Raw genomic sequence first — 24,373 nt, 5'->3', positions numbered from 1 at the left:
CTCGTTAGCCAAGATGTATATAAAACACGGATAGATACGGCGAGCGCAATCTTGGAACTTTGACCCGTATCAGACGTCTATGAATCCATTCGATTCACGACCTGTACTCCACGGTGAGGCAGTAGAATTCGCGCGACGTGATGATGTCACTGGCTGGAGGGGCCCGGATGGCTGTTGAACGGGCCGCCCCAAAATTCGAGGTGCCGCCGGACGTGTATATCGGCGCATTCGTGGTGATTACATTAGTCGTTAGCTGGTCGATATCGCTACTGATCGTCACCGATTCGATTCCAGGTTACACGACAACCGTGCTGATGCTCACGCCCGCTGTCGTCGTTCTCGCCCTTCGCCGGATCCAGGGTCAGTCCATCGTCGGAACGATCGTGTCCTCGATTCGCGGTGCGACCATCCCGTCGCTCGGATTCGCGTTCCTCTACCCGGCCCTGTTTATCGGCAGCGTCGGTGCCATCGCCCTCGCGAGTGGTCTCGGCGTCTACCAGCCGGGCCCACAGAACTTCGTGGTCATGGTCATCGAACAGTTCGGGTTCGCCGTCCTGGCGATTGTCCTATTCGAGCAGCTCGTCAGAATGTACGGCGAGGAGTTAGGCTGGCGGGGATACCTACTCCCGGCACTGACCGAAAAATGGGGACGAGCGGGTGCCACGGCGGCCGTGGGTGTCGTCTGGGCGCTGTTTCACTCCGCATTCCTCTACCGGGCGGCCGCAGTGACCGGTGTCGGTGACCCCCTCACCGTCGCTGTCGTTCAGGCGATCGCCGTGTTCGCCATCTCGTTCCCATTCGCGTACTGTTACTTCCTCTCGAACGGAAGCGTCCTGCCCGTGGCGATTCTGCACCTCGTCTGGAACATCCTCAACCCGTGGGTTCTGGGAAGTATCTACGCGAACGAACAGGGTTTCATCGCCGGCGAGGTCTTCCTCGTCACTGGCGAAGGAATTCTCGGAGCGGTGTTCGGTCTCGTCATGATCGCTGTGTTCATCGTCCTGTTCCGGCGGGAGGTGTTGATCCGATCGTGACCCTCCGGACAAAGATCGCTCGTCACCGACGGCCGAGTATTTAAAACACGGACGTATTCGGCGAGCGCACCCTTGCTGCAATCGCTCGTATGGAAGTCGTATGAGTCAACTCGATACACGAGCCGACCCTCTCGCCGACGAGATCGCGATCGAACTTGTTGGACTCGGCAAGCAGTACGGCGACGTCACTGCGCTCAACGATGTAACACTCACCGTCCGCAGAGGGGAGATATTCGGCTTCCTCGGGCCGAACGGCGCAGGGAAGTCGACGACCATCGACATCCTCCTTGATTTCGTTCGCCCGACGGGAGGGACGGCGACCGTCCTCGGCTACGATGCACAGGACGATTCGCTAGCCGTTCGGCAGGCTGTCGGGGTCCTTCCCGACGGCTATCACCTCTACGACCGCCTGACGGCCCGACAGCACCTCGAATTCGCGATCGCCTCGAAGGGCAGTGACGACGACCCGGTCGAACTGCTGGAGCGCGTCGGCATCGCCGACGCGGCTGACCGGAAGGCCGGCGGCTTCTCGAAGGGCATGAAACAGCGGCTCGTCCTCGCGATGGCGCTCGCTGGCTCACCGGAACTCCTCATCCTCGACGAGCCGTCGACGGGACTCGACCCGAACGGCGCTCGCGAGATGCGCGAGATCATTCGGGCGGAGCGTGACCACGGGGCGACGGTGTTCTTCTCCTCGCACGTCCTCGAACAGGTCGAGGCGGTCTGTGACCGCGTTGGCATCCTCCGGAACGGCAAACTGGTCGCCGTCGACACGATCGACGCACTGCGAGATGCCCTCGGGACTGATGCCCGACTGGTCCTCACCGTCCAGTCGGTGACCGACGACGTGATCGACGCGGTTACTGCTCTTCCGGGTGTCGCCGACGTCCACGCTGACAGCGAGACTCGCCTGACGGTGACCTGTGCGCCCGAGACGAAGACGGCTGTGATGCACGCCGTCGAAGTGGCTGGAGAGACTATCGTCGATTTCGATATCGAGGAGACGTCCCTCGAGGAGATGTTCGCCGCCTACACGACGGAGGACGACACGGACACGAGCAGCAAGGACGGCGAAGCCGAGCCCGCGACTCCCTCGGCTGGCGGCGAGGAGGTGCGCGCATGAGCTGGGTCGTCGTTGCCCGGAAAGATTTCCGGGACGCGCGGCTCTCGAAAGCCCTCTGGGCCATCACCGCCGCATTCGTGCTCCTCTCGGCAGGGATGGCGGTCCTCTATGCGACGGTTCCGGAACTCAGCCGGGATATCGGCGAACTGAGTACCCTCGGCTACCTGACGCTCCTGCTGGCCGTGATGACGCTGTTCGTCTCCATCGCGGCCATCGTCATCGGGGCGGGCTCGATCGCCGGTGAACGCGACCGCGGCTCAAGCAAGCTCCTGCTGGGCTTTCCCCACAGCCGCGCGGACGTAGTTCTCGGAAAACTCCTCGGACGCACCGCGGTACTCGCGGTCGCCATTCTCGTCGGCCTCGCGGTCACGCTGGCGGTGATCCTCGCACTGTTCCCGTCGTTCTCCCCGGTCGACTACGCGATCTTCGCCGGGGTCACGCTCCTGTTCGCCCTCGTGTACGTGGGCATCATGGTCGCCGTCTCCGCGACGACCGGGAGCGGTGGACGGGCGATGGCGTTCGGAGTCGGGGTGTTCGTCCTCCTCGAGTTCCTCGGTGACCTCCTCGCGCCGGCGGTCATGTTCGTCGTGAACGGGTTCTCTTTCGGAGGGCTCACGACGGTCCCTGGGTGGTACGCCTTCCTCAACGTCGTCACGCCGTCCGCTGCCTACCAGAACGCGCTCGGGTGGTTCCTCGGTGACGGCACGACGGCAGCCCTGAGCCTCGGCGGGATGTTGGGCGGTCCGGTCCCGTTCTACCTCACGGGATGGGCTAGCGTAACCGTCCTCGTGGTCTGGCTCGTCGTTCCGCTGGTGTTCGGCTACCGGCGTTTTGCCGCCGCAGACCTCTGACCCCACCGACCAAAACCTACCACGATACAGGATGTCATAGAACGGCTGTCGTGGTGTTTAGTAACCGAACGGAGAGCGACTCTACTGTTGGTTCTACAAAATCGGTCAGGGTGGAAGACGGCGAGTTGGATGACTGATTCGAACGCTTCACGACTCGGCTCGTGGATGAACACGCGCTTTTCGGCGATTGGGATAATGATGTCTGCGTCGGCGAGGTCACTGACGAGTTGCCGGGCTCTTTCGTGGTCGACGTCCGCTGTCGTGACCCGGGCGGCATCCTGATCGTGAGCGATGAGTTTGGCTTCGAATTGTTCGTGGTCGGCTGACGTGTCGTCGAATGCATCGGGGCCTGTCATGATAGATCTCGCAGGACGCGCGAGAGCGCGCCTCACGCGTACTGGCGCGCATAAACAGTCACACCTGCTGGATCGCCTACTCACTCCAGGGGGCCACGATCCGCTCTTCGATCTTTTCGAGGACAAGCGTCAGCCCGTCGCGATGGTCGGTCGGCCAAGAGGCGTCGTCACTGGGTAGCAAAGCAGCCGTCGATAGCTACGGAGGGGCTGAGAACCCTGTTCACTCACTCGTCTTCGAGCGCTGCGTAGATCTCCGCGTCGGCATCCGTCAAGTTTCCCCCATCTCGAGGGCGATCTGGTGGCGTTCGGCGTCGCTCTCGGCCGCCTGATACCGCTCGTACAGTCGGCGGACTTCTTCGTCGACCGTCGCCGAGGAATCGGTGCTGGACGCCATCACTGTATCGAACGTACTCATTGTGTCCCTTTATCAGTGGCGACGAGCTGGTTGATGCGTCGCCACTCGAAGTACGCGTCGTTGCGCCCGTAGGTGGCCGGATGACCGCCATAGCGTGTGACGATGCCGAGTTCGCTGAACCAGCTAAGGTACTTCCGAGCAGTTTTCAGGTCACTGGCAGCCCGTTCGGCGATAGCGCTCGCCGTCGCTGGTTCCCGAGTCTGGAGGATGGTTCCATAGATACGCTGTTCGACGTCGTCCTCGCTAAATGGGTCATCGAAAGAGGGGGGACCGTCCGTGGACACTGTGCCGGGCATACGTGTTCTTGCGGGGCTACGAATATCGTTCTTACTTCGAGGTAGAGTTTCCCGACACGTGGGGCGTACTGGGTGCCGCCTGGTTAGCTTCGACAGGAGCACGGCCTTAACCAACAGTATGCCCGGACTCAGAGAGTTGTTGGTTAACCCACGCAGGTTAGTGCATCCGGAGCTTTCGAGCAGGTTTGACGCTGAACGTATCTGGCTTGTCGACCGGCACGCCGTGACTGCGATCAGTTGCCTGTGACGACGACCGAGTGAGCCGGGTGATGAGATCCTCACGAACAGCCTGCCGACTGACCGTCGACTCGTGCCACCCAAGTCGTTCGTCGTAGTGTCGTTTCCGAAATATCTCCCCGTTGTCGTCGATGGAGATGAACTGCGTTCGCTTCGCTCCCCACACGTTCGTAGAGACGTACTTCGCACCAACCTCTTCGTGGGTGAGCTCCACGAGGACACACTCGACAAATGAGACGATGGAGAGCTGACTTCTCTCGTTGGGAACCGTCAGTTCGAGATCCGCCCACGGCGCTTCGCTTGATTGTTCTCTCTGTTAGCCACGTAGCCGCGATTGCTGTCGCTCGTGTTCTGAAGACATCGTAGTTCGATGGGCGCTCACTGCGCTCCTCACCCCTCTTGGGGGGTGAGAAAACCCACCGCGAATCGCGTCACCATCCGATGAGTGAATTCTGATATGTCTGCTGTAGACACTTGTCGTTTGATACCCCCTCGGGCGGAGAGAACCCGCGGCGTTTGCACCGGTGTACCCTAGCCTTCCTTTGGATGATTCTGAAGGTGCAGGGAGAATTGAAACACGTTCATATTTGGCGATAGGCTCGCCGGGCTGTTCTAAGGCCCTATTGATGTCCTCGACGAGATACAGCGGAGACAATCGGCGAGAATTGTGTTTGACGAGTAGCTAAGACCAGCGAAATCGGGGAATAGAGGGAAACCTGAGAACGATTTTAGTCAATACCGGTTGACGCCAAATAGCGGCACATTTTCTACAATCGCTAATAATCCGCTCTTTCAACGCAGATCGTGCAATACTGGGTCTGAAAAGTGCACGACGGTCTTTCTAACAATCTCGATTTCCATCTCGAATAGAATCATAGGAAATATGATTGTTGGTCTGTCAGCGTCAGGAACTTGGAGCAGCTATGTGTTATTCGATGATATATTCTGAAGGTGGAACAGCTGTTCTTCCGAGTTAGTCTTGTGCCACCGACCGGGCAGGTTGCTCGGCTGCAGGGGCAGGTGGTTCGTGGGTTCCGAACTCGGGGTGGGTCTCTTCCATCCACACGTACACGATCGCCCCGGAGACGAACATCAGGGCGGCGGTCATGTAGAACGCGGCTTCGGCGTTCACGAACTCCATCGAGAGGCCGATGAGGATTGCGCCGACGCCATACCCCGAGTCGCGCCACATTCGGTAGACGCCCATTCCGGTCGCTCGCCACGTCGGGTGGGCGGCGTCGCCGGGGACGGTCATGAGATTGGGGTAGAGCAACGCCATCCCGAGCCCGGACACGCCGGAGAGCACGGCCCACGGGAGGTACCCTTCGACGAGGACCATCCCGAAAACGCCTGCGCCGGTGAGGAACATCCCCGCAACGACTGGCGGACGGCGGCCGATACGGTCGGCGAGTCCTCCAGTTGCGATCTGGAGGAAGTACATCGCGCTGTGGACACCGACGATGAACCCAACCGCTGCGATTCCGAGCCCTTGGCTCGTGAGATACAACGGGACGGCGAGCCAGAACAGCGTATCGACGAACTTCTCGATGTGCCCTGCCTGTGCCGCGGCGAACAGCGTCTTATCCCCGTAGGTCGCCCGCTTCAGTACCTCAACGAACGGGAGGTTCGCGTCATAGTGGTCTTCATCATCGATTTCGGCCTCCGCGAGTTGGACCGTCTCCTTGATCAGGAAGACCGAGATGAGGAACGCCAGCACGACGACGACGGCGAGGAAGTAGAACGGCTCAGGTCGGAGGCTCGTCTGGGCGGCGATGACGCCCGTGACCCATGCACCGACGGCGACGCCGCTGTACCCAAAGGCCTCGTCGATACCGACGGCCAGCCCTCGCTGTTCGGGCCCCGCGATGTCGATCTTCGCGTTGATGGCCATACTCCAGGTCAACGCCTGGTTGATGCCCAGCAGGATGTTCCCGACGGTGATCCAGCCCCAGCTCGGCGCGAAGATGAGGATGATCGGGAGTGGGAGTGCGGTCACCCATCCGAGGATGAGCACGGGCTTGCGGCCGTATTCACCACCCCATTTGCCGGCGTAGAGGTTGAGGAGTCCCTTGACGAAGCCGAACGAGACGACGAACGAGCCGATGACGAACAGCGACTCGACGCCGAGGACGTCACGACCCAACACGGGCACGACGGCGCGTTCGGAACCGATCGTCAGCCCGGTGGCGAACACCAGCAGGACGTGCAGGGAGAACTGCCCGAGGTGCTCGCGGATGCCCTGTTTGAGTTCAGTTTCTGTACTCATCGATCACTCCGCTGCGCAGTTGTTGGGGCCCAGTTCGAGCTCGGCCAGTTCGTCGACGGGAACTGATTCTTGCCCCACGTTCGTTCGCTTGACACGCTCGAAGTTCGGCGGATGATCCGGGATATCTGACGCGAGCACCTGGATGAACTCCTCGCGGTCGCGGCCGAGGTCCTCGTTCCGCTCTCGGACCTCGCTCAGCGTGGCGGTCACCGGCGGTTCCGGCGAACCGGGATCGTGTGCCGGCAGGACGAACGCGTCGTCTGCTCGGTCTTGGAGTCGCTGGAGGCTCTCGTAGAGCGTCGCGGCGTTCTGCTCGACGTTGGAATCTTCAATTCCGGCTTCGACGCCAAGTTCGACGCGACCCACGCTCTCGTGGAAGAGCGTGTCGCCCGTAATCAGTGCCGCCCCCTCGATATCGAACGAGACGCTTCCTTCGCTGTGTCCCGGCGTGTGGATGACCTCGATATCGAGGCTGCCGACCGCTACAGTCTGTCCATCCTCAATGGGCGTTGCACCGATGGCAAGTGCGTCCTTCGGGTGGAGGTAGTAGGGAACGCCGTGTCGATCGGCCAGTTCTGCACCTCCTGAAACGTGGTCGGCGTGGGCGTGCGTGTCGAAGACACCGACGAGTTCGGCGTCGTACTCGTCGAGAATTCCCTCGTATTCCTCGAGGTAGTGCGACGGGTCGAAGACGGCTGCGTTACCGTCCGAGACAAGCACGTGTGAGAGACAGCCTTTCCCTGGTCGTGCGATCTGAACGAGCGTTTCATCGAGGTCGACAGAGACCGACGCATGGCGGTGAACGCGACTCCATCCGTTCATTCCGTCTTCGAGCGTTTCCGCGTTGTAGTTCATCTCTTGGAGGACTTCCGTTGCCGTCTCCGCGGCGAGTCCTGCACCACAGACCGTAACGATCTCTTTCGCTTCTGGGAGGTCCGAAAGAGCGGCCTTGGCTTCGTCAGGGTCGCCAGCCAGTTCGTCGTAGACGTCGACGTTGACGCTACCCGGAACGTGCCAGTCATCGAACTCTCTTTGGTGGCGAATATCGACTACGAGCAGGTTGTTTTTGCTGTCCTGCAGTCGTTCACCGAGTTCCTCGGGGGAAATATCCGACATCAGTGTTATTCGGTATGAGTAGTAGTAGAATATAGGCACTGCCGGACATGACCGGCACTGTTAATTATGTACAGACGAATGTGTCTATATGAGTCTCTACGAGGCCTCGTTCCGGGTTAAACACGAGTGTCCGTATCGAGAGATCTCCGAGCGGTATCCGGATCTCACGATTCGTGAGTGGTATCTGGACGACTGCCAAGTGATCGAAATCACAGCGCCGGGGACTCCGACTGACGATCTCCTCGATGAGATCGACCGCTTAGGAACAATTCTTCACGAGTCAATCGACGATACTGGCCTCCACGTCGTCACACAATCGTGCCTCTGCTCACTAGAGGATTCTATCATCGAACGGTTCGAGACACACAATTGCCTGTACCAGCCACCGACGATTCATCGTCAGGGCTGGGAGCACTACTCCGTGATTGCCTTCGATGAGAGTGATATTAGAACTCTCCTTCACGAGTTGGAAGCTGACCGCGATATCGAAGTTCTCTCGAAGACGGCGATCACCGAACAACGAATCCCACACAGTATGCTGGCCCCGGTCGACCAGTTGTTCGAAGACGTGACCGAACGACAGATGGCGGCACTTCGGTTGGCGTTGGAGAGTGGCTACTACGAACAGCCCCGGAAGACGTCACTCCGTGACCTGGCCGACCAGACGGCCGTCGCTCGCTCGACGTACGAAGAACACCTCCGGAAAGCGGAGAACAAACTTCTCACGAACGCGGGACAGTTCCTGCGACTGGTTACAGCGACATCGACAGCAGACCCATTAGAGGTCGAAAAGAACCGCCAATCTGAGCAGGCTGCCGACTAACTGGCCCTCTTCACGATGGACGGTGCTCCGGTTAGCTGATTGTGAGTCGTTAAAAAGGCATCTTACGCCCAGAAATTGGTGTCCGCGAAAAAGAACCCTTCCTGACGTGAGCAGAAGGGGACATCTCAGTCTGCAGTTTGAGCGTCAGTAGGTGGTGATACTTCTGGGAGGTTTGGGAACGACAGATCGACGCGCCGGAGCAATTGCGCGTTGATCGCGACGATGACGGTACTTAGCGACATCAGGAGTGCGCCCACTGCAGGCGACAGCAGAATTCCGATCGGTGCAAGGACGCCGGCTGCCAGTGGGATGGCGAAGACGTTGTAGCCAGCGGCCCAAACGATGTTCTCCTGCATCTTCCGGTAACTCGCCTTGCTTAGTTTCACGAGGCGGACCACGTCCATCGGGTTGTTCTGGACGAGGATGACGTCTGCGGACTGGACGGCGACGTCCGTCCCGCTGCCGATGGCGATGCCGACGTCCGCCCGAGTCAGTGCCGGCGCGTCGTTGACGCCGTCGCCGACCATCGCGACGAGTTTGCCCTGGTCCTGGAGTTCCTGAACCTTCTCATCCTTATCCTCGGGCAGCACCTCAGCGAACACCGTGTCGATGCCCAGCTCATCGGCCACCGCGTCGGCCACGTCTTGGGAATCGCCAGTCAACATCGCCACTTCGATGCCAAGTTCGTGGAGCGCGTCGACGACCCGGTAACTCTCCTCGCGGATCACATCCGCCATAGCGAACGCGGCGATTAGTTCACCCTCACGAACCAGGTACACGACCGTCTGTGCGTTCTCACCGGCCTCTTTGGCAAAGGTCTGGAGCGTACCCGGAACGTCACTGTCGAGGTGATTCAGGAGGTTCGGGCCGCCGACGTATATCTCGTCATCGTCTACCATCGCCCGGACGCCGCGCCCTTTCATCGCCTCGAAGTCATCAGCATCGGGCGCGTCGATCCCCCGCTCGTCGGCCGCCTGCCGGATCGCCCGCGCAATCATGTGTTCCGAGTCGCTTTCGACGGCTGCTGCTAGGGATAGGGCGTCCTCCTCGTCGACGCCGTCGATGGTCTCCATCCCGACCACGCCGTGTTCGCCTTCGGTGAGTGTCCCGGTCTTGTCGAAGATGATTGCGTCGAGGTTCCGGGCTTCCTCCATGGCAATCCGGTCTCGGACGAGCATACCGTTCCGGGCTGCAAGCGACGTGTTGATCGCGACGACGAGCGGGATAGCGAGCCCGAGTGCGTGTGGGCACGCGATGACCAGAACGGTCACGACACGCTCGATTACCGTCGCATCGAACGAGATCGCGACCGTCCACGCAATCGCGGTCACGGCTGCCGCCGCAACGGCGACGTAGAACAGCCAGCCTGCCGCGCGGTCGGCCAGTACCTGGGTCTTGGACTTGCTCTCCTGAGCCTCCTCGACGAGGCGCATGATGCCCGCGAGCGTCGTCTCGTCACCTGTTGCGTCGATTCGGACCCGGAGACTTCCGTCGCCGTTGACCGTGCCGCCGATGACCTCGTCGCCAGGTTCTTTCGAGACGGGTCTAGACTCGCCGGTGATCATCGACTCGTTCACGTCGGAGTCACCGTCCTCGACGACGCCGTCGGACGGGACACTTGCGCCGGGGCGCACGAGGGCAAGGTCACCCTCCGACAGCTCGCTCACCGGCACCTCCTCGGTATCCCCACTTTCAGTGATCCGCTCTGCCGTGTCGGGCATGAGCTTCGCCAGCTCGTCGAGGGCGCTCGAAGCTCGGCGCACGGACCGCATCTCGATCCAGTGGCCCAATAGCATGATGTCGATCAGCGTCACCAACTCCCAGAAGAACGCCGACTGCGTGGGGAAGACGACGCTCGCGAGGCTGTAGATGAACGCTACGGTGATCGCCATCGAGATGAGCGTCATCATCCCGGGCGAGCGATCCTCTAGTTCCGGAGCGGCCATCCGGAGGAACGGGAAGCCACCATAGGCGAAGACGATCACCGCGAAGACGGGGTTGATCCACTCGCTGCCCGGGAACGCCGGCACCGTAAATCCAAGCCATCCCTGAAGGGTTTCGCTGTACAGAAGGACCGGAATTGAGAGAAGCGTCGAGACGAAAAAACGCCGACGGAACATCTGCTCGTGCCCCTCGTGCATTCCGCCGTGGCCGTCGTGACCGTCTCCGTGACCGTCCGCTCCGTGAGCCATCTCGTGTTCGGTTCGTTCGTGGATCTCCTCTTCGGCTTTTTCGGCGTCTTCCCCTTCCTCCTCGAGTATTCTCTGTTCGACCCGGTCGACCTCCCGGTCGTCGGCTATCTCATTCGGTTCGTCACTCGCGCCGGGGTCGGAGTGGTCGTGATGGGTGTGGTCGCCGTCGTCTGAGTGTTCGTGGTCGTCCATAGCTCATCGGTGTCTCTGAGAGTACGCGCCGAATAGTGATGGATGTAGGGGACAGGGAGTCAGGTGTGACGTGTGACTACAGTGCTTCAGGCGTGTGCCGTGTATCCAGCGTCTTCGACGGCTTGAACGAGTGCTGTGGTGTCAGCGTCACCATCGACGCTTGCCTGTTCGGCCTCTCGATCGGCAGTCGCGTCGGTCACACCGCTCACCTCTCGAAGCGCTTCTTCGACGGTCTGTTCACAGTGGCCACAGGTCATTCCCTCGACGGTGATAGCCGATGACATACACGAATACATACGCTCCCCTGTCTTATGCGGATTTTCCCTTTGAACTAGTGGATCGTAGGTGTCCCAAAACTTGGAATCTAAGCGTATCCCGCCGAGATGCTTTAGTCACTCATCGCCGTTTGTACCACTATGTGCGACCTCGACGAAAACGACCACCTATACATAGCGCGTCGATGATCGCACCGCGTGGTCGCCGTGGATTCGAGTCGCTCCTTGAAGAAGACGAGTTCCTTGTTCGTGTGGTCGTAGAGCTTCGCCCTCCCATTGAGAGCAGTCGTGAACACCCATTTCAGCGCCCGTCCCCGTCGGTTGTTCGGGAAGTCCATCCAGACGGCGTGTGACATCCGAGTCCCGTCTTCAGTCTCTTCGAGTCGGATGGTCCCTCCTTCGAGAATCCGAACGGTGACGAGTCCTCGAAAGAGCGGGTAGTACGCAGTCCCCGTCCAGACCGCCACGTTGGGATGGTCGATATACTGGAATCGGCCATGCAGGTCGGCGTACATTCCGGCGACCTCTTCGGCCTGGTGGAACGTTGCGCCCTCTCGGGGACGGTTATCGGGCGTGTCGTATTCGAGCCCATAGTGTTCCTCGGGGTTCGACGCCGTCCAATGGACTGGGTCGGTTACGTACTCCCAGATCTCTTCGGACGATGCGTCGATGACGATTTCGGCTTTGTCGGTGACGTACACGAATTGACTCCCTGATTTATGATGCGAAGGCGTACATCAAGACGAAGCTGATCACCGCTGCCTCGACCATGCCCGCCACAGTCCCGACGACGGTCGGTTCGAAGAACAGGTGCCACTGCTCCATTGCTTCGACTGCGCCCTCGTAGACGCCGACCGCTCCGAACACACCGAGCAGGAGCATCGCGATGGCAGAGACGACTGCTGCTGCGCCCGCCAGTGCCACCGAATCGAGATGCACCACGTTGGTCGTGGAGTCTGTTTCGTACGCGTCTTGGTTTGTGGTAGTCGTGCTCATGACTAGAGATACGCTCTACTCCTTCAATCGGGTTTCTCTTACAATTCGAAAGGGACCGATCCCTTGGTAACACGGAGTAAGAATACCGTGGGGAAACAGCGGTACAACCCCCATAGCTGTGTGGCCGGTCCGTCGGAAGACCAAGGAGCAACCACCGACTGGAATCAGTGACACGCGAAAACTGATGAGAGCGAACGCAGTCCTCGAACGGTTGACCGCATCTGAATATCACGAATCACGTTTGAATGCAAGATTCACTCCGCCCACTTCCCCGGTTTCTTAAGAAAAAATAACAAAACAGATGGCTGCGATAGTCTAGATCTGCAAGCCGCCCTGGCCGACGGAATCCTCGAGTCCTTACGGATCGGCATCGGAGTCCTCTGGACGGCGGCGTGGGCGATCATCATGGGGCTCGTCATCACGAGTCTCGTTCAGGTTTACGTCTCGAAAGAGCGGATGGCCAAGGTCCTCGGAGAGGGGAATCTGAGTGGCCTCACGAAAGCAACCGTATTCGGCGCGGCAAGTAGTGGTTGTAGCTTCGGCGCGGTCGCCATTGGGAAGGGGCTGTTCAAGAAGGGAGCGCATACGGTGAACTTCCTCGCGTTCATGTTCGCCTCGACGAACCTCATCGTCGAACTCGGACTGATGATTCTGATCCTCCTCGGGTGGGAGTTTCGTTGCAGAACTCCTTGGCGGCGTCATTCTCATCGCCGTGATGGCGGTCCTCGTCCATCTGACCCTCCCAGAGAACCTCTTCGAGCAAGTACGGGAGGAACTGAATCAACACGACCACGACCAAGGGATTACTGAGGATCCAACTTGCGGGATGGAAGGCAAAGACGAGTACTCGCTGGTGACTGACGGGGGCGAAACGCTGAAATTCTGTTCGGAAGGTTGCATGGAGACTTACCAGCAGGAAGCCGCAAGTAGCGGCGGTTGGCGCGACGAACAAGGAGATGGATGAGTAGTACGTCTGGTCATCCCACATTTTCCCGAACGGACTATCTTCGATTGATTCCTATTCCTCTACACCAATCCGTAATACCCTAACAAAAAGAGAATGTTGATAGGTAAAACTGTCTCAGAGTCCAAGTTGATGGATTTCGTGACTATCGACGCCGTCGTTTCTGATCTGCGAGCTGTAATCGAAGATTTTCTGTATTAGTTAGATATCAATAATGTATAGCCAAACTTAATCAGCAAAACCGTTGAAAGTTTTCCCTATCGGTTCTCACTTCTTCTGACGGAACTGTTCGGAGGGGGCAGCGGGGACGAGAGCGACACCGGACGGATGGTCCCATTGAGTTGATTACTGACCCACTCGTTGCCGTCCCTCCAGTTCCGATGCTCCAGTTTCGGAACTCGATACTATTTGGACACAGTTTCACAGGGGATATTGGCTAGCTGTAGCTAATAACGAGTATCAAATTCCACTTCGCCAAATTTGACTGAGGTATTCAGAAATATATTATTGGTTATTTGTCTTTAGTATCTAAATGCCGGAATCGAGAAGTAGTCGAGCAATCTAGTTTTACATGGGAACGAATATTCGCTTTGGAGCCACGTCGTGCGCACACCCGCGGTTCGACGTGGATTTTGCCATTCCGTTTCTCCTTCGTCGAGGGAGTCATAGACGGCAGGCCATGAACCAGTAGCTGTCCATAGCGAACATGCCGACACTCGTCTCGACAGGGAGATGTACGAAGCCGGACCTACTGAAACCAGCGACGAATACTGGCCAACCGACTCGAGGGGCCGCGGCCGAGAGAGCAGTGCAGAACTATCCGGTCCCTCCAAGAGTGCGGTCTTCGCGCATGGAGATTGTGACCGTCTCGAAGCGCCACTTGTCGTGTTCCCGCCGAAACGTGTCCTCGTAGACGCCCTGTTTCCAGCCACGTTCCCCTTCTGAGGAGAGATACGGCAAGAAAAGGTACCAGCGACCGGTCGCCGTTTCGTTGCTCACCTCGACGACCGGATTCGTCACGATGTGCGCCGAGTACGAGAAAGCCGCATCGAAAACATCGTTCGCGAACGTCCGGATCTCGTCGTGACCGTCGTACCGGTCTACGCCGGCGCGGACGAAAGAGCCGTTGTCGGCGAACAGCGAGACCCACGTCTCGTAATCGCCGTCGTCGATGGCGTGACAGTAGCGATGCTTCAGTTGTGTCAGTTCGAGTACGTCCTGAACGTGAGTGTCTTCGACCACATGGTTACCTCGCGAGGGAAGGTCAAGAACGTAGGGGTTGACGCGGTCAGGAGCGTCGTGTCTGGTCGTCAGTGTCGTCGTTCTGTCCGTCGGCCCTTCTTCACACGGGGGCGTGTGACTTTCCGACACGAGTACTCGCAGACGGCCCGAGTGACTGAGAGGCAAACAAATTTGTATTAGTAACGCGCGTCTACGGATATCTATGCAAGAGTATGTCGTCAAGCGTGCAGACCGGCCAGTTCCACTCTCGGCTAATCACGAGGAGACGCCGTGGGAGCGGGCGAACCAGTTCGAGGTGAACAGTTTCAGTTGGCATGAGTCGGGACCGAAACCCCGGACCATCGGCCGCGTACTCTACGACGCGGACGCACTTTACCTCTGGTTCGACGTCGAGGACCACCACATCGAGGCCACTGTAACGGAACTGAACGGGCCGACATACCGCGACAGTTCCGTGGAGTTCTTTTCGAGGCCGGACCCGGAGAGCAATGAGAAGTACTTCAACTTCGAGGCGAACTGCTGCGGTCAGTTCAAACTCGCCTGGCAGGGACCCGGGTGGCAGGAACGAGGCATCGACCGTGACCTTATCTCCTCGGACCTCGCGGCGAGCGTCGCCGTCGAGACGTCGGTTCCGAGAGAGACACGTGAACCGAAGCACGACGACGAGTCTTGGTGGCTCGCCGCCGAGATTCCGTTCTCGGTTCTCACCGAACTGACCGGCATCGAACTCGCGCCGTCGAAAGGCACGTGCTGGCGGGGGAACTTCTACCGGAGTGGTGTTCAGTCGGACTCTCAGAAGGCGACCTGGAACCGCATAGAGAAGTCCAAACCAGCGTACCACTCGCCGGAGTACTTCGGGCGTCTACGGTTCAACTGACTCCAGCACTAATTCCGCAACCCCTCCGTTCTCGTGTGGGAAACGCCTTCGTTCGATTCCTCGGTGAAGAGGCGAGTCGAGCTTTTACGGTCCCCTTTCCAGACCCGAAGCATTACAGTTTTAGTTTAGTAATGATTAGCTGTCTCGCGACGAGTTCTCCGATGGAGAACGACCGAGAGGAGCCATATTGGTGGATTAGATGTGTTTTTCACCATGTATACATGATTTCGACCGCACGATATCCGTTCCCGAAGAGAGAACGAATCAGCGTGCTCGAATAACGAGGCCTCGGCAGAGAGGTACTGAAACTGGTCGCTCTCGGGTCGAACAGTTCCGGCAGATGAGAACAGACGAGATGTCGTCCACTCGTGTCGACGGCGGCAGCGCTCGCGACTTCGGTCTGCGAACTCAGTTTCAGCGTGCGATGTCAGTCGATGAGACGTTCGATGTCGGCGTCTAGTCGGTCGTAAAGTCGTTCGGCCCGCGTTCGGTCTGCCTCCGACAACGGTCGAATCGGTTCGCGAACGTTGCCGCCGTGGAGGCCGGCGAGTTCGAGACCCGCTTTGACGGCAGGGACGCTAACCGCACCCTCTATCTCGTTGTCGTCGCCAGTCTCTTCGCGGAAGCGCTGGTATGGCATGCAGATGTTCCGCAGCTCTCTGGCCCGTCTCCAGTCTCCCTCGGACAGCGCGTCGAACAACGCGAGGCCCACCTCGGGTCGGAAGTTACTCACGCCCGCCGAGAATCCCTCGGCACCCTCAGCCCAGTGCGATACCGAGAACGGTTCAGCGAGTCCGTTCACCCAGACCACGTCGTCTGCTCCTTCAGTCGCCCCCTCCCCGAGTTTCACCGAGTCTTCGAGCGCGTACTTGATTCCGACGACGCCGTCGATTCGCGTCAAATCAGCGAGATAGTCGGTCGATGGGTCGAACCCCCTGACGTACGGAACGAGTGGCGTCTCCGTCTCCGAGCCGAGTTTCCGATAGTAGTCGAGGAGTCCGCGTTCGTGGAGGTAGGTGAAGTCCGGCGGCATGATCATCATAGCGTCGACGCCGACTCTGTCGTACGCCTCGACGAGTTTGGTCGCGTTGTCGACGCTGCCGCCGACGCCAGCGAGGACGCACGCGTCCGAGGAGAGGGCGTTCACGCTCGTCTCCGTGACCGCGATGCGTTCGTCCTGTGAGAGGGCATGGTATTCGCTGATATTCGCTGCCGTGAGGAACGTGTCTATTCCCTCTTTCGAGATCATCCTCGCGTTTTCGGCCAGTTTGTCGTGTTCAATCTCGAGGTAGTCGTCGAACGGCGTGAGGAGTCCGACCGCAACGCCACGGAGATGACTCCTGACACCGTCGGCTGACAGTGGCATACTCTGTCCTATCCGGGATATCGTATAAATCTACCCCCGGTTGCAGCCAACGAAGTCGTTCGGCATCGACGAACGGAACAGCGAAGCGTCACGCGGAACAACTAATATGCGGGGTGGTTACGAATGCCGTATGAGAGTAGTCGATATTAACGTTCACACACTGTCCTCCGCTATCGAACCCCCGCAAGAACGCGAGTTCTACGGCGGTGTCCGACGGCTGTTGAAGCGGGACTTCGCGCTCGCCACGGTTACTACGGCGGACGGGCTAGTGGGGTACGCACCCGCCGCCGCTTCGAGTTCCGCCATGCGGGAGTACTTCGAGGGAGCGTCGGCAGAGGACTTGGCCGACCTCCTGAAGACTCACGTGCGGGATGCGCTCGCCGGCGTCGAAATCTCGAAGCCGGAAGACTTTCACGAAGCCATCCGCACCCTCGGACTGCCGACAAAACTGGAGTCCGAAGCGCTCAGCGTCGTCGACGTCGCCTACTTCGACCTGCTCGGGAAGGAGCGGGGTGCCCCGGTCTACGAGCTGTTGTCGGACGCATGCGTCGAACCAGACCCGCTCGAGCTCTACGCGAGCGCGGGCATGTATATGGAACCCGAGGGATACGCGGAACAAGCCGAAGCCCTTCAGGAACGGGGATTCTCGGCGTACAAGTACCGCCCCGGACTCGGACCGGACGAAGACGAACGGACTATCCGACTCATCCGAGAGGCTGTCGGCGACGAGATGGACCTCATGGTGGACGCCCACACTTGGTGGAAACTCGGCGACAGATCGTACTCGTACGACCAAGTCGTCGAGTTGCTCGAACGGTTCGCGGCGTATGAACCCTTCTGGATAGAGGAGCCAGTCGAACCGATGGACTACGGCGCGTACCGGAGACTGGCGTCCGACACGACCCTTCCCCTCGCGGGCGGCGAGAGTGAGGAGTCTGTCGCGGGGCTTCGGCGACTCTCGGACACTGGAGTCTCCTTCCTACAGGGGGATGTCCGCCACCACGCCGGATTCACCGGATGCTGGGAGTGCGTCGAACGGTGCGCCGATCGCGAGAACGTGACGTTCGTCCCGCACAACTTCGGCACGAACCTCGGTCTCGTCGCCAACGCTCATCTCGTGGCGGCGTCGCCGGAGGACGTCCGACTCGAGTACCCGGTCTTCGGCGACGGTGTCGAGGCGATGTACCCGTTCCCACTCGCAGAGGATGTCCTCGTCTCGACGTTGGAGGTGGACGACGGCTGTCTCGAACTGTCCGACAGTCCCGGGCTCGGCGTCGAGATAAACGAGTCGATACTCGACGAGTACGAGTACATCGAAGGTCCGTGGACGGAGTTCCACTACGACGAGGAGTGACCGCCACCGCGTTCGGCACCAGCGACGGTGCCCCGGCCCGTCAGTAGTTGTCGTAGACGGTCTTCTCGATGGTGTAGAAGTCGAGTCCGGCGTCGCCCTGTTCGCGCCACGTCTCGGAGGAGGAGCGTTTGAACCCGCCGAACGGCACGTGCAGTTCGAGGCCCGTCGTCTTCTCGTTCACCTTCACGACGCCCGCTTCGGCCTCGTCGACGAACCGATTGGCCTCGGTGTGGTCGTCGGTGACGACGCTGGCCGAAAGCCCGTACGGCACGTCGTTGGCGACTTCAATTCCCTCCTCGAAGTCCGACACTTCGATGACGGCGACGACGGGGCCGAACACTTCCTCCTGAGCGATGCGCATGTCCGACTCCACGTCGGTGAACACCGTCGGTTCCACGAAGTAGCCGTCTTCGACGGCCTCGCCCTCGGGGACGCCGCCACCGGAGGCGAGCGTCGCACCCTCGTTCTGCGCGACGTCGACGTATTCGAGCGTCGAGTCGAGTTCGTCCTGACTCACGTGCGGCCCCATCTCGTGTTCGAGGCCGGGGCCGACGTCGACGGACTCGGCGCGGTCGACCAGTTCGGCCACGAAGTCGTTGGACACGTCCTCGTGGACGATGGCGCGGGAGCACGCGGTGCAGGACTGCCCGGTGGTGCCGAACCCGCCCGCGGCGACGATTTCCGCCGCCTCCGCGGGGTCGGCCGACGCGGCGACGACGGTGGGGTTCTTCCCGCCCATCTCCGTCTGGACGCGTTTCCCCTCGTCGGTCGCCTGGTCGTACACCATCTCGCCGACGTGACTGCTACCGGTGAACGAGACGGCATCCACGGCTTCGTGCTGGACGAACGCGTTCGCCACCGTGCTTCCGGGGCCGGTGACGACGTTGCAGACGCCGTCGGGCAGGCCCGCCTCGTCGAGTGCCTCTGCGAGGGCGAGTGCCGGGCCGGGGGCGAGGGAAGCAGGCTTGAGGACGACGGTGTTACCCGCGGCGAGGGCGGGCGCGAGTTTCCACGCCGGGATGGCGATGGGGTAGTTCCACGGTGTGATGAGCGCAGCAACGCCCACGGGCTCCTCCCGCGTGTAGAGGTTCGTGTTCCGTCCGCTCGGCCCCTTCACCGTTCCACCGAGGTCGGACGCCTTCTCCGCGAAGTAGTAGAAGATATCGACCGCGCGCTGAACTTCGCCCGCCGCCTCCGGCCGGGCCTTCCCCTCCTCGGCCACTAACTGGTCCGTGAGTTCGTCCGTCCGGGCGTCCAGACGCTTCCCGGCTTCGCGGAGCACCGCCCCGCGTTCGGGTCCAGCGGTGTTCGCCCACGCTTCGGCCGCCTTCGACGCCGCTTCGACGGCTTCGTTCGCGTCCGCGACGCCCGACTGCTGATACCGCGCGATAGTTTCGGTCGGATTCGCGGGGTTGACGACGTCCACCGTGTCCCCGGTTCTCGTTTCGCTCCACTGTCCGTCGACGTAGTTACGGCTACTGTCTACCACGAGTGACGGTTCGGCGTCCGTCTACACTCTTCTTCGTGTATCGGTGGTTATTGCGGCTTCTGCCGCATCGTCCACACCGGCCGGGCCGGACGAACGGGGCGAATCACCAGTAGTAATTTAGCCCCACTCCTCTGAGTAAGAGCCATGCCAAAAGGCCGAACGAGAGACGAGACTGACGGTGCGGTTCGCGTGGGTGTCCGAACACGGAGTCTCGCGACCGACCGCCTCCGGTTCATCCGCCAGCTCGGCGCGACGGACGTCTTCGTCGACCACGCCGACACAGAGGAGGAACCGGATGAGTTCAACGACCGGGAGGGTGCGGACACCATCGCTGTCGGGCGCGACTCGATACCGACAGTGTCGGAACTGGAGGCGGCGAAGGTTCGCCTCGAAGCAGAAGGGCTCAGCTTCATAGGCATCCAGTCGCTGCCGTACTCGCTATACGGCGACATCATGTTCGACCGCGAGGGGGCCGATGAGGCACTCGAACAGATAACCACCCTCATCAGGAATCTCGGTGCGGCCGACGTTCCGATACTCGGGTACCAGTGGAACCCCCGCGGCGTCGTCCCGATGCGGACGACGCCGGTCGAACTTCGGGGGAAGGCCGTCGGAACGGCCTTCGACCTCGACGAGATTTCGGACCCCGACGAACTCGCGCCGGGACTGGACCGCGCCTACACGGAGGAGGAGTTCTGGGAGAACTACGAGTGGTTTCTGGAGACGGTGCTTCCGGTCGCAGAGGAGGCGGGGGTCCGCCTCGCGCTTCACCCCGTCGATCCGCCCGTGTTGGAATCGCTCGGGGGCATCCCGAGACTGTTTCGCAACGTCGAGAACTTCGAGCGAGCGATGGAACTCGTCCCGAGCGACAACCACGGGCTAAAGCTCTGTCTCGGCTGTTTCTCGCAGATGGGGGCGGACGTCCACGAGGTGCTTCGGCGGTTCGGCGAACGCGACCAGATCGTGTTCATCCACTTCCGCGACGTCGTTGGGACGATGCCGAAGTTCCACGAGACGTTCGTCGACGAGGGGAACTTCGACACGGCGAACGTCGTGCGAACGCTGTACGACGTCGGCTACGACGGCGTCGTCATCCCGGACCACGTCCCGGAGATGGTGGGCGACGACGACTGGCGCCACCGGGCCCGGTCGTTTACGGTGGGATATCTCCGGGGTGTCGTCGATACGGTGGAAACCGAGCGGTGACCCGACTCCGACCCGACCACCGCAGACGACGGTACGCTCTTCGGCGGCGTCAATCGAGCGACCCGGCGGGCGGTTCGTCCCAGTCTTCGGCGTTGTCCTGCGGTTGGTACCCGATGACGTCGCGGGCGTGTTCGATATCGAACCACCGGCGGTCGTTGTCGCTGACGCCGTAGAAGACGCCGTGTTGGACATCGTCGTCACGGAGGCATTGCTCAACTTGGTGGGCGAAGTCCCGCCGGGACTGCCACGTACATTTCATTCGCTTCACTTCGCGCACGTAGGCGTCGCTCCCCCGCTCGAACTCCCCGTTCTCGACGCCGTACTCCGCGTCGCCGTAGGGATGGTCGTACTCGGGCATGCGGACGCTACAGATGCGGAGGGCGTAGAACTTCGTCGGCGCGTCGTAATTCTCGACGTAGTAGCGGCCGAGGTCCTCGCCGAAGGACTTCGAGGTACCGTAGTAGGAGTCCGGACGGACTGGGTCGGTGTGGTCGACGGTGAGATCGAACCCGGGCTCGTACAACTCGGGGGCGAACTCCGTCTCGTACATCCCCATCACGTGGTTCGTCGAGGCGAACACGAACGTCCCGACGTCGTGCTCTCGGGCGGCCTCCAGCGCGTTATACATCCCGACGATGTTGGATTCGAGGATGTCCGGCCACGGCCCGTCTACGGACGGGTGGCCGGCCAGATGGACGACGGCGTCCTGCCCCTCGAACGCCGGGTGCATCGCCTCGTAGTCGGCCACGTTGGCCAGATACGTGTCGTGGTTGCCGTACGGATGGTCGTCAGGACGGTCCGAGCGGTTGAGATACGTGAACTCGTGTTCGCCGCCGTCGTCGAGGTGGTCGATGAGCGCGGTTCCACAGCGACCGTACGCACCGGTGATTAGTACGCGCATGAAAGAACTGTTCCGGGGACGCCCAGATAACGGTTTGGGTCAGTCTACGCGGTACCTCTCGACGGCGTCAGTATCGACGGTCACGCCGATACCGGGGTCGTCGGGGACGGCGAGTTCCCCGCCGGACGGATCGAGGGGGTCCTCGAGAATTTCGTGGCGAAGCGGGTTCTCGCTGCGGTCGAATTCGAACAGCATCGGGTCGGGATTGGCGCCCGCGTGCGGGTAAGTCGGTACGCTCGCGGCGAACTGGACGGCCGCCGCGACCCCGACGCCGGAGTTCCACACGTGGGGGCGGACGGTGACGTTCTCAGTCGTCGCGAGTTTCGCGATGAATCTGGCCTCGGAGAACCCACCGCAGTGGCCGATGTTCGGCTGGACGACGTCAACGAGTCGGTCGTCGACGAGCCGTTTGAACTCGAAGCGACTGTAGTGTGCCTCGCCCGCCGCCAAGGGAACGTTCGTGTACCGCGCGAGGTCGCGGTATCCCGAGACGTTCTCCGGCGGAACCGGTTCTTCGACCCACGTGAGGTCGAACGGTTCGAGCGCCTCGATGACGCGCGCAGCCTGCTTTGGTCGGTAGTTGCCGTTGAAATCGACCATGAGGTCCGCGTCGTCGCCGAGGTGTTCACGCGCGGTCTTCACCCGCTCGACGTCGTCTTCGAGTCCGCGTCCGATCTTGATCTTCGCCGCGTCGAACCCTTCGTTCACCGCGTCACGAATCGGCTCCGCGGGGTCCTCTCCCCACTCGGTAATGTACATCGTCGAGGCGTAGGGAACGACCGAGGTGGCGTCGCGCCCCTCCAGAAACTCGACGCCTTCGGTCACCCCGAGGAGTTCGTGGACCGGGCGGCCGGTCTGCTTGCCGATGACGTCCCAGAGCGCGACGTCCACGCCGCTCACGGCGCTGTGTACGAGCGGCCCCCGTCCGAAGTGGTAGCTACCGGCGTAGACGTCCGCCGTCAACGTCTCGACGTTGCGGGGGTCACGCCCGACGACGTAGTCCGCGACGACTTCTTCGACCACCGTGGCGACCGACCGGGGCGGCGCGAACGCCTCACCCCATCCGACCGTTCCGTCGCTGGCTTCGACGCGTACGAGCGTCGCGTTTCGAGTTCCTGTGATACCCCGCGAACCGCCGAACCGACGGCCGTCCGGGAGTCGGTACTCGAGCGGAATCGCTTCGACTGATTCGATTACCATGCGTTGGCCTCATGCTATGCGGAGAAATAACTTTGGTCGGGTCCAGTCGACAGACAATCAGCCGCGACGGTGACGCTCCGACCCGACGACCTGCGGGGTACGCCGGAGCCAAAACTTAAGTAACGATGAGGAGACTTGTCGACTATGGCGGCAGAACAAACAGAGTCCGGGTCTCAGACGAGTCTACAGTCTACCGACAGTCGAATCGAGGTCGACAACATACGGAAGACCTTCAATCAGGGGGAAGTCGTCGCGTGCGAGGACATCTCTCTCGACATCGCGGCCGACGAGTTCGTCGTGTTCCTCGGCCCGTCGGGATGCGGGAAGACGACGACGCTCCGCTGTATCTCCGGACTCGAACAACCCGATGACGGGAGTATTCGCATCGACGGGGAGGACGTGACGACGGACAAACCGAAAGACCGGGACCTCGCGTTCGTCTTTCAGTCGATCGCGCTCTTCCCGCACCTCAGCGTGCGTGAGAACATCCGATTCGGGCTCGACATGAAGACCGACCTCTCGAAGGAGGAGAAACGAGAACGAGTCGAGGAGGTGGCGGAGATGCTGGACATCGGTGAACTGCTCGACAGAAAGCCGTCAGCGCTCTCGGGAGGGCAACAACAGCGCGTCAGTCTCGGGCGAGCGATGGTGATGAACCCGGCCGCGTTCCTGCTCGACGAACCGTTCTCGGCGCTCGACGCCCAACTGCGCGACCAGATGCGGACCGAGGTGAAGCGTCTCCAGCGTAAACTCGGGACGGCGATGATATTCGTCACGCACGACCAGGAAGAGGCGATGACGCTGGGTGACAAAATCGTCGTCATGGACGACGGTCACATCCAGCAGGTCGGCAACCCACACGAGATATACAACGACCCGGAGAACGTGTTCGTCGCCCGATTCATCGGCTCACCCTCCATCAACGAACTGGAAGGTAGCGTGACCGACACGTCGGACGGCCTCGTCGTCTCGACAGACCTGTTCGACGTCGAGTTCGCCGAAAGCGCAGCGCAGTCGGCGAACGTCAGTCGAGGCGACCGGTTGACGCTCGCTGTCCGCCCCGAACACCTCGACCTCCAGCCGGAGACGTCGCTGTTCGAAGCGGACGTCGAACTGGTCGAACCGCACGGCGCCCGTGACGCGGTGTACCTCACCGAGTCCGGCATCAACCTCGCAGCGACGGTCAATCAGGGTGTTCTGTCGGGCGAGCGAGATCGGGTCTCCGTCGACATCGACCGCGAGAACGTCTGGCTATTCGACGAACGGGGACAGCGAATTATCTGACCGCCGAGTCGACGCTCCGTGACCCCTGCCCCTTCTTCGACTGCGCGCTCGCGAACACCGCCACTCCGTTGCCGCCTCCGTCTGTTCGCCGAATATAAGATATATTTCAGATAGTTTTATTAATGTGCACGAAAGAGACACGATAGCATGCCAAACAATGGCAACAGTGAGGCGACCGGATACAGTAGCAACTCGACCAACGCCACGCTCGGCATCTCACGTCGTCGAGCGTTGAAGTCTCTCGGTGTGGCGGGCGTTGCGGGGCTCGCCGGCTGCGCCGGAGGGAACGGCGGTAGCGGTAACGGTGGGACGACAGAC

Annotated in this window: 22 protein-coding genes and 2 pseudogenes; 10 read left to right on the top strand and 14 right to left on the bottom strand. The window is 60.7% G+C overall.

What is annotated here, in order from left to right:
- Positions 1–167 precede the first annotated feature (167 nt).
- The 4 genes from BM310_RS15455 to BM310_RS21945 all read left to right on the top strand — a co-directional run bounded on the left by BM310_RS15455 (position 168) and on the right by BM310_RS21945 (position 3,334).
- The gene (locus tag BM310_RS15455) at positions 168–1,034 is read left to right on the top strand and encodes a CPBP family intramembrane glutamic endopeptidase (RefSeq protein ID WP_177232664.1); all 867 of its coding nucleotides are present in this window, start codon (positions 168–170) and stop codon (positions 1,032–1,034) included.
- 100 nt (positions 1,035–1,134) lie between these two features.
- Positions 1,135–2,157 carry an ABC transporter ATP-binding protein gene (locus BM310_RS15450; protein WP_089809393.1) on the top strand — a complete coding sequence of 341 codons (1,023 nt, stop codon included), beginning with the start codon at positions 1,135–1,137 and terminating at the stop codon, positions 2,155–2,157.
- Positions 2,154–3,008, top strand: coding sequence for an ABC transporter permease subunit (locus BM310_RS15445; protein WP_089809391.1), 855 nt, complete (start codon positions 2,154–2,156; stop codon positions 3,006–3,008). The genes BM310_RS15450 and BM310_RS15445 overlap by 4 nt, the downstream gene beginning before the upstream one ends.
- Positions 3,009–3,169: 161 nt before the next feature.
- On the top strand, positions 3,170–3,334 hold the full coding sequence (locus tag BM310_RS21945; protein WP_177232663.1) for a hypothetical protein: 165 nt from the start codon (positions 3,170–3,172) through the stop codon (positions 3,332–3,334).
- A gap of 298 nt (positions 3,335–3,632) precedes the next feature.
- Here BM310_RS21945 and BM310_RS21480 read toward each other — a convergent pair whose 3' ends face one another.
- From BM310_RS21480 to BM310_RS15420, 5 genes and pseudogenes are all read right to left on the bottom strand, one after another.
- Positions 3,633–3,779, bottom strand: a complete 147-nt coding sequence (locus BM310_RS21480; protein WP_177232658.1) for a hypothetical protein — start codon at positions 3,777–3,779, stop codon at positions 3,633–3,635.
- A gap of 17 nt (positions 3,780–3,796) precedes the next feature.
- A pseudogene (locus tag BM310_RS15435) lies at positions 3,797–4,075 on the bottom strand (DUF7342 family protein); the annotation flags it as partial.
- A 157-nt stretch (positions 4,076–4,232) separates the two neighbouring features.
- On the bottom strand, positions 4,233–4,526 hold the full coding sequence (locus BM310_RS15430; protein WP_245778513.1) for a hypothetical protein: 294 nt from the start codon (positions 4,524–4,526) through the stop codon (positions 4,233–4,235).
- Between the two features lie 759 nt (positions 4,527–5,285).
- Entirely contained in the window at positions 5,286–6,578 is a 1,293-nt protein-coding gene (locus BM310_RS15425; protein ID WP_089809389.1) for an MFS transporter, read from the bottom strand.
- A gap of 3 nt (positions 6,579–6,581) precedes the next feature.
- Positions 6,582–7,694, bottom strand: coding sequence for an MBL fold metallo-hydrolase (locus BM310_RS15420; RefSeq protein ID WP_089809387.1), 1,113 nt, complete (start codon positions 7,692–7,694; stop codon positions 6,582–6,584).
- 88 nt (positions 7,695–7,782) lie between these two features.
- On the opposite strand from BM310_RS15420, the gene BM310_RS15415 reads away from it, so the two are divergent.
- Positions 7,783–8,517, top strand: a complete 735-nt coding sequence (locus tag BM310_RS15415) for a helix-turn-helix domain-containing protein (protein WP_089809385.1) — start codon at positions 7,783–7,785, stop codon at positions 8,515–8,517.
- Positions 8,518–8,642: 125 nt separating this feature from the next.
- Here the strand turns inward: BM310_RS15415 and BM310_RS15410 are convergent, their stop codons facing one another.
- The 4 genes from BM310_RS15410 to BM310_RS15390 all read right to left on the bottom strand — a co-directional run bounded on the left by BM310_RS15410 (position 8,643) and on the right by BM310_RS15390 (position 12,172).
- A complete protein-coding gene (locus tag BM310_RS15410; protein WP_089809383.1) occupies positions 8,643–10,658 on the bottom strand; it encodes a copper-translocating P-type ATPase in 2,016 nt (671 codons plus the stop codon).
- A gap of 329 nt (positions 10,659–10,987) precedes the next feature.
- On the bottom strand, positions 10,988–11,185 hold the full coding sequence (locus tag BM310_RS15400) for a heavy-metal-associated domain-containing protein (RefSeq protein ID WP_089809907.1): 198 nt from the start codon (positions 11,183–11,185) through the stop codon (positions 10,988–10,990).
- Between the two features lie 104 nt (positions 11,186–11,289).
- On the bottom strand, positions 11,290–11,877 hold the full coding sequence (locus BM310_RS15395) for an SRPBCC family protein (RefSeq protein ID WP_245778512.1): 588 nt from the start codon (positions 11,875–11,877) through the stop codon (positions 11,290–11,292).
- A 16-nt stretch (positions 11,878–11,893) separates the two neighbouring features.
- A complete protein-coding gene (locus tag BM310_RS15390; RefSeq protein WP_089809378.1) occupies positions 11,894–12,172 on the bottom strand; it encodes a hypothetical protein in 279 nt (92 codons plus the stop codon).
- A gap of 321 nt (positions 12,173–12,493) precedes the next feature.
- Between BM310_RS15390 and BM310_RS15385 the strand changes: the two are divergent.
- Positions 12,494–13,121 (top strand): annotated as a pseudogene (locus tag BM310_RS15385) (permease); the annotation flags it as partial.
- Positions 13,122–13,952: 831 nt separating this feature from the next.
- Here the strand turns inward: BM310_RS15385 and BM310_RS15380 are convergent.
- A complete protein-coding gene (locus BM310_RS15380) occupies positions 13,953–14,378 on the bottom strand; it encodes a nuclear transport factor 2 family protein (RefSeq protein ID WP_089809376.1) in 426 nt (141 codons plus the stop codon).
- 202 nt (positions 14,379–14,580) lie between these two features.
- Here BM310_RS15380 and BM310_RS15375 point away from each other — a divergent pair, with 202 nt between their 5' ends.
- Positions 14,581–15,255 (top strand): carbohydrate-binding family 9-like protein, encoded by a 675-nt coding sequence (locus BM310_RS15375; RefSeq protein WP_089809374.1) that lies wholly within the window; start codon positions 14,581–14,583, stop codon positions 15,253–15,255.
- Between the two features lie 427 nt (positions 15,256–15,682).
- Here the strand turns inward: BM310_RS15375 and BM310_RS15370 are convergent, their stop codons facing one another.
- On the bottom strand, positions 15,683–16,621 hold the full coding sequence (locus tag BM310_RS15370; RefSeq protein ID WP_089809373.1) for a dihydrodipicolinate synthase family protein: 939 nt from the start codon (positions 16,619–16,621) through the stop codon (positions 15,683–15,685).
- Between the two features lie 130 nt (positions 16,622–16,751).
- Between BM310_RS15370 and BM310_RS15365 the strand changes: the two genes are divergently transcribed.
- Positions 16,752–17,975, top strand: coding sequence for a mandelate racemase/muconate lactonizing enzyme family protein (locus tag BM310_RS15365; protein ID WP_089809371.1), 1,224 nt, complete (start codon positions 16,752–16,754; stop codon positions 17,973–17,975).
- Positions 17,976–18,015: 40 nt separating this feature from the next.
- Here the strand turns inward: BM310_RS15365 and xacF are convergent, their stop codons facing one another.
- On the bottom strand, positions 18,016–19,464 hold the full coding sequence (gene xacF, locus BM310_RS15360) for a 2,5-dioxovalerate dehydrogenase (protein ID WP_089809368.1): 1,449 nt from the start codon (positions 19,462–19,464) through the stop codon (positions 18,016–18,018).
- Positions 19,465–19,608: 144 nt separating this feature from the next.
- Between xacF and BM310_RS15355 the strand changes: the two genes are divergently transcribed.
- Positions 19,609–20,670: a mannonate dehydratase gene (locus BM310_RS15355; RefSeq protein ID WP_089809366.1), complete on the top strand. Its 1,062-nt coding sequence runs from the start codon at positions 19,609–19,611 to the stop codon at positions 20,668–20,670.
- Positions 20,671–20,719: 49 nt separating this feature from the next.
- On the opposite strand, the gene BM310_RS15350 is transcribed toward BM310_RS15355, so the two are convergent.
- Both BM310_RS15350 and BM310_RS15345 read right to left on the bottom strand, forming a co-directional pair.
- Complete coding sequence (locus tag BM310_RS15350; RefSeq protein WP_089809364.1) at positions 20,720–21,571, bottom strand: NAD-dependent epimerase/dehydratase family protein; 852 nt, start codon at positions 21,569–21,571, stop codon at positions 20,720–20,722.
- Positions 21,572–21,610: 39 nt separating this feature from the next.
- Positions 21,611–22,771 carry a mandelate racemase/muconate lactonizing enzyme family protein gene (locus BM310_RS15345; RefSeq protein WP_089809361.1) on the bottom strand — a complete coding sequence of 387 codons (1,161 nt, stop codon included), beginning with the start codon at positions 22,769–22,771 and terminating at the stop codon, positions 21,611–21,613.
- A gap of 144 nt (positions 22,772–22,915) precedes the next feature.
- Here BM310_RS15345 and BM310_RS15340 point away from each other — a divergent pair, with 144 nt between their 5' ends.
- Entirely contained in the window at positions 22,916–24,055 is a 1,140-nt protein-coding gene (locus tag BM310_RS15340; protein WP_089809359.1) for an ABC transporter ATP-binding protein, read from the top strand.
- The last annotated feature ends 318 nt before the right edge of the window (positions 24,056–24,373 follow it).

Origin of the sequence: Halogeometricum rufum (assembly GCF_900112175.1) — an archaeon.
GTDB lineage: Archaea > Halobacteriota > Halobacteria > Halobacteriales > Haloferacaceae > Halogeometricum > Halogeometricum rufum.
The sequence above is the reverse complement of the archived record's forward strand: the minus strand, read 5'-3'. Positions and strand labels throughout refer to the sequence as shown.

Bases quoted from the DNA above. Each gene is read 5' to 3' on its own strand.
- BM310_RS15390 (WP_089809378.1), bottom strand. From the start codon at position 12,172: ATGAGCACGACTACCACAAACCAAGACGCGTACGAAACAGACTCCACG.
- BM310_RS15400 (WP_089809907.1), bottom strand. From the start codon at position 11,185: ATGTCATCGGCTATCACCGTCGAGGGAATGACCTGTGGCCACTGTGAA.
- BM310_RS15450 (WP_089809393.1), top strand. From the start codon at position 1,135: ATGAGTCAACTCGATACACGAGCCGACCCTCTCGCCGACGAGATCGCG.
- BM310_RS15415 (WP_089809385.1), top strand. From the start codon at position 7,783: ATGAGTCTCTACGAGGCCTCGTTCCGGGTTAAACACGAGTGTCCGTAT.
- BM310_RS15365 (WP_089809371.1), top strand. From the start codon at position 16,752: ATGAGAGTAGTCGATATTAACGTTCACACACTGTCCTCCGCTATCGAA.
- BM310_RS15425 (WP_089809389.1), bottom strand. From the start codon at position 6,578: ATGAGTACAGAAACTGAACTCAAACAGGGCATCCGCGAGCACCTCGGG.
- BM310_RS15345 (WP_089809361.1), bottom strand. From the start codon at position 22,771: ATGGTAATCGAATCAGTCGAAGCGATTCCGCTCGAGTACCGACTCCCG.
- BM310_RS15355 (WP_089809366.1), top strand. From the start codon at position 19,609: ATGCCAAAAGGCCGAACGAGAGACGAGACTGACGGTGCGGTTCGCGTG.
- BM310_RS15350 (WP_089809364.1), bottom strand. From the start codon at position 21,571: ATGCGCGTACTAATCACCGGTGCGTACGGTCGCTGTGGAACCGCGCTC.
- BM310_RS15420 (WP_089809387.1), bottom strand. From the start codon at position 7,694: ATGTCGGATATTTCCCCCGAGGAACTCGGTGAACGACTGCAGGACAGC.
- BM310_RS15445 (WP_089809391.1), top strand. From the start codon at position 2,154: ATGAGCTGGGTCGTCGTTGCCCGGAAAGATTTCCGGGACGCGCGGCTC.
- BM310_RS21480 (WP_177232658.1), bottom strand. From the start codon at position 3,779: ATGAGTACGTTCGATACAGTGATGGCGTCCAGCACCGATTCCTCGGCG.
- BM310_RS15370 (WP_089809373.1), bottom strand. From the start codon at position 16,621: ATGCCACTGTCAGCCGACGGTGTCAGGAGTCATCTCCGTGGCGTTGCG.
- BM310_RS15455 (WP_177232664.1), top strand. From the start codon at position 168: ATGGCTGTTGAACGGGCCGCCCCAAAATTCGAGGTGCCGCCGGACGTG.
- BM310_RS15340 (WP_089809359.1), top strand. From the start codon at position 22,916: ATGGCGGCAGAACAAACAGAGTCCGGGTCTCAGACGAGTCTACAGTCT.
- BM310_RS15410 (WP_089809383.1), bottom strand. From the start codon at position 10,658: ATGCACGAGGGGCACGAGCAGATGTTCCGTCGGCGTTTTTTCGTCTCG.
- BM310_RS15375 (WP_089809374.1), top strand. From the start codon at position 14,581: ATGCAAGAGTATGTCGTCAAGCGTGCAGACCGGCCAGTTCCACTCTCG.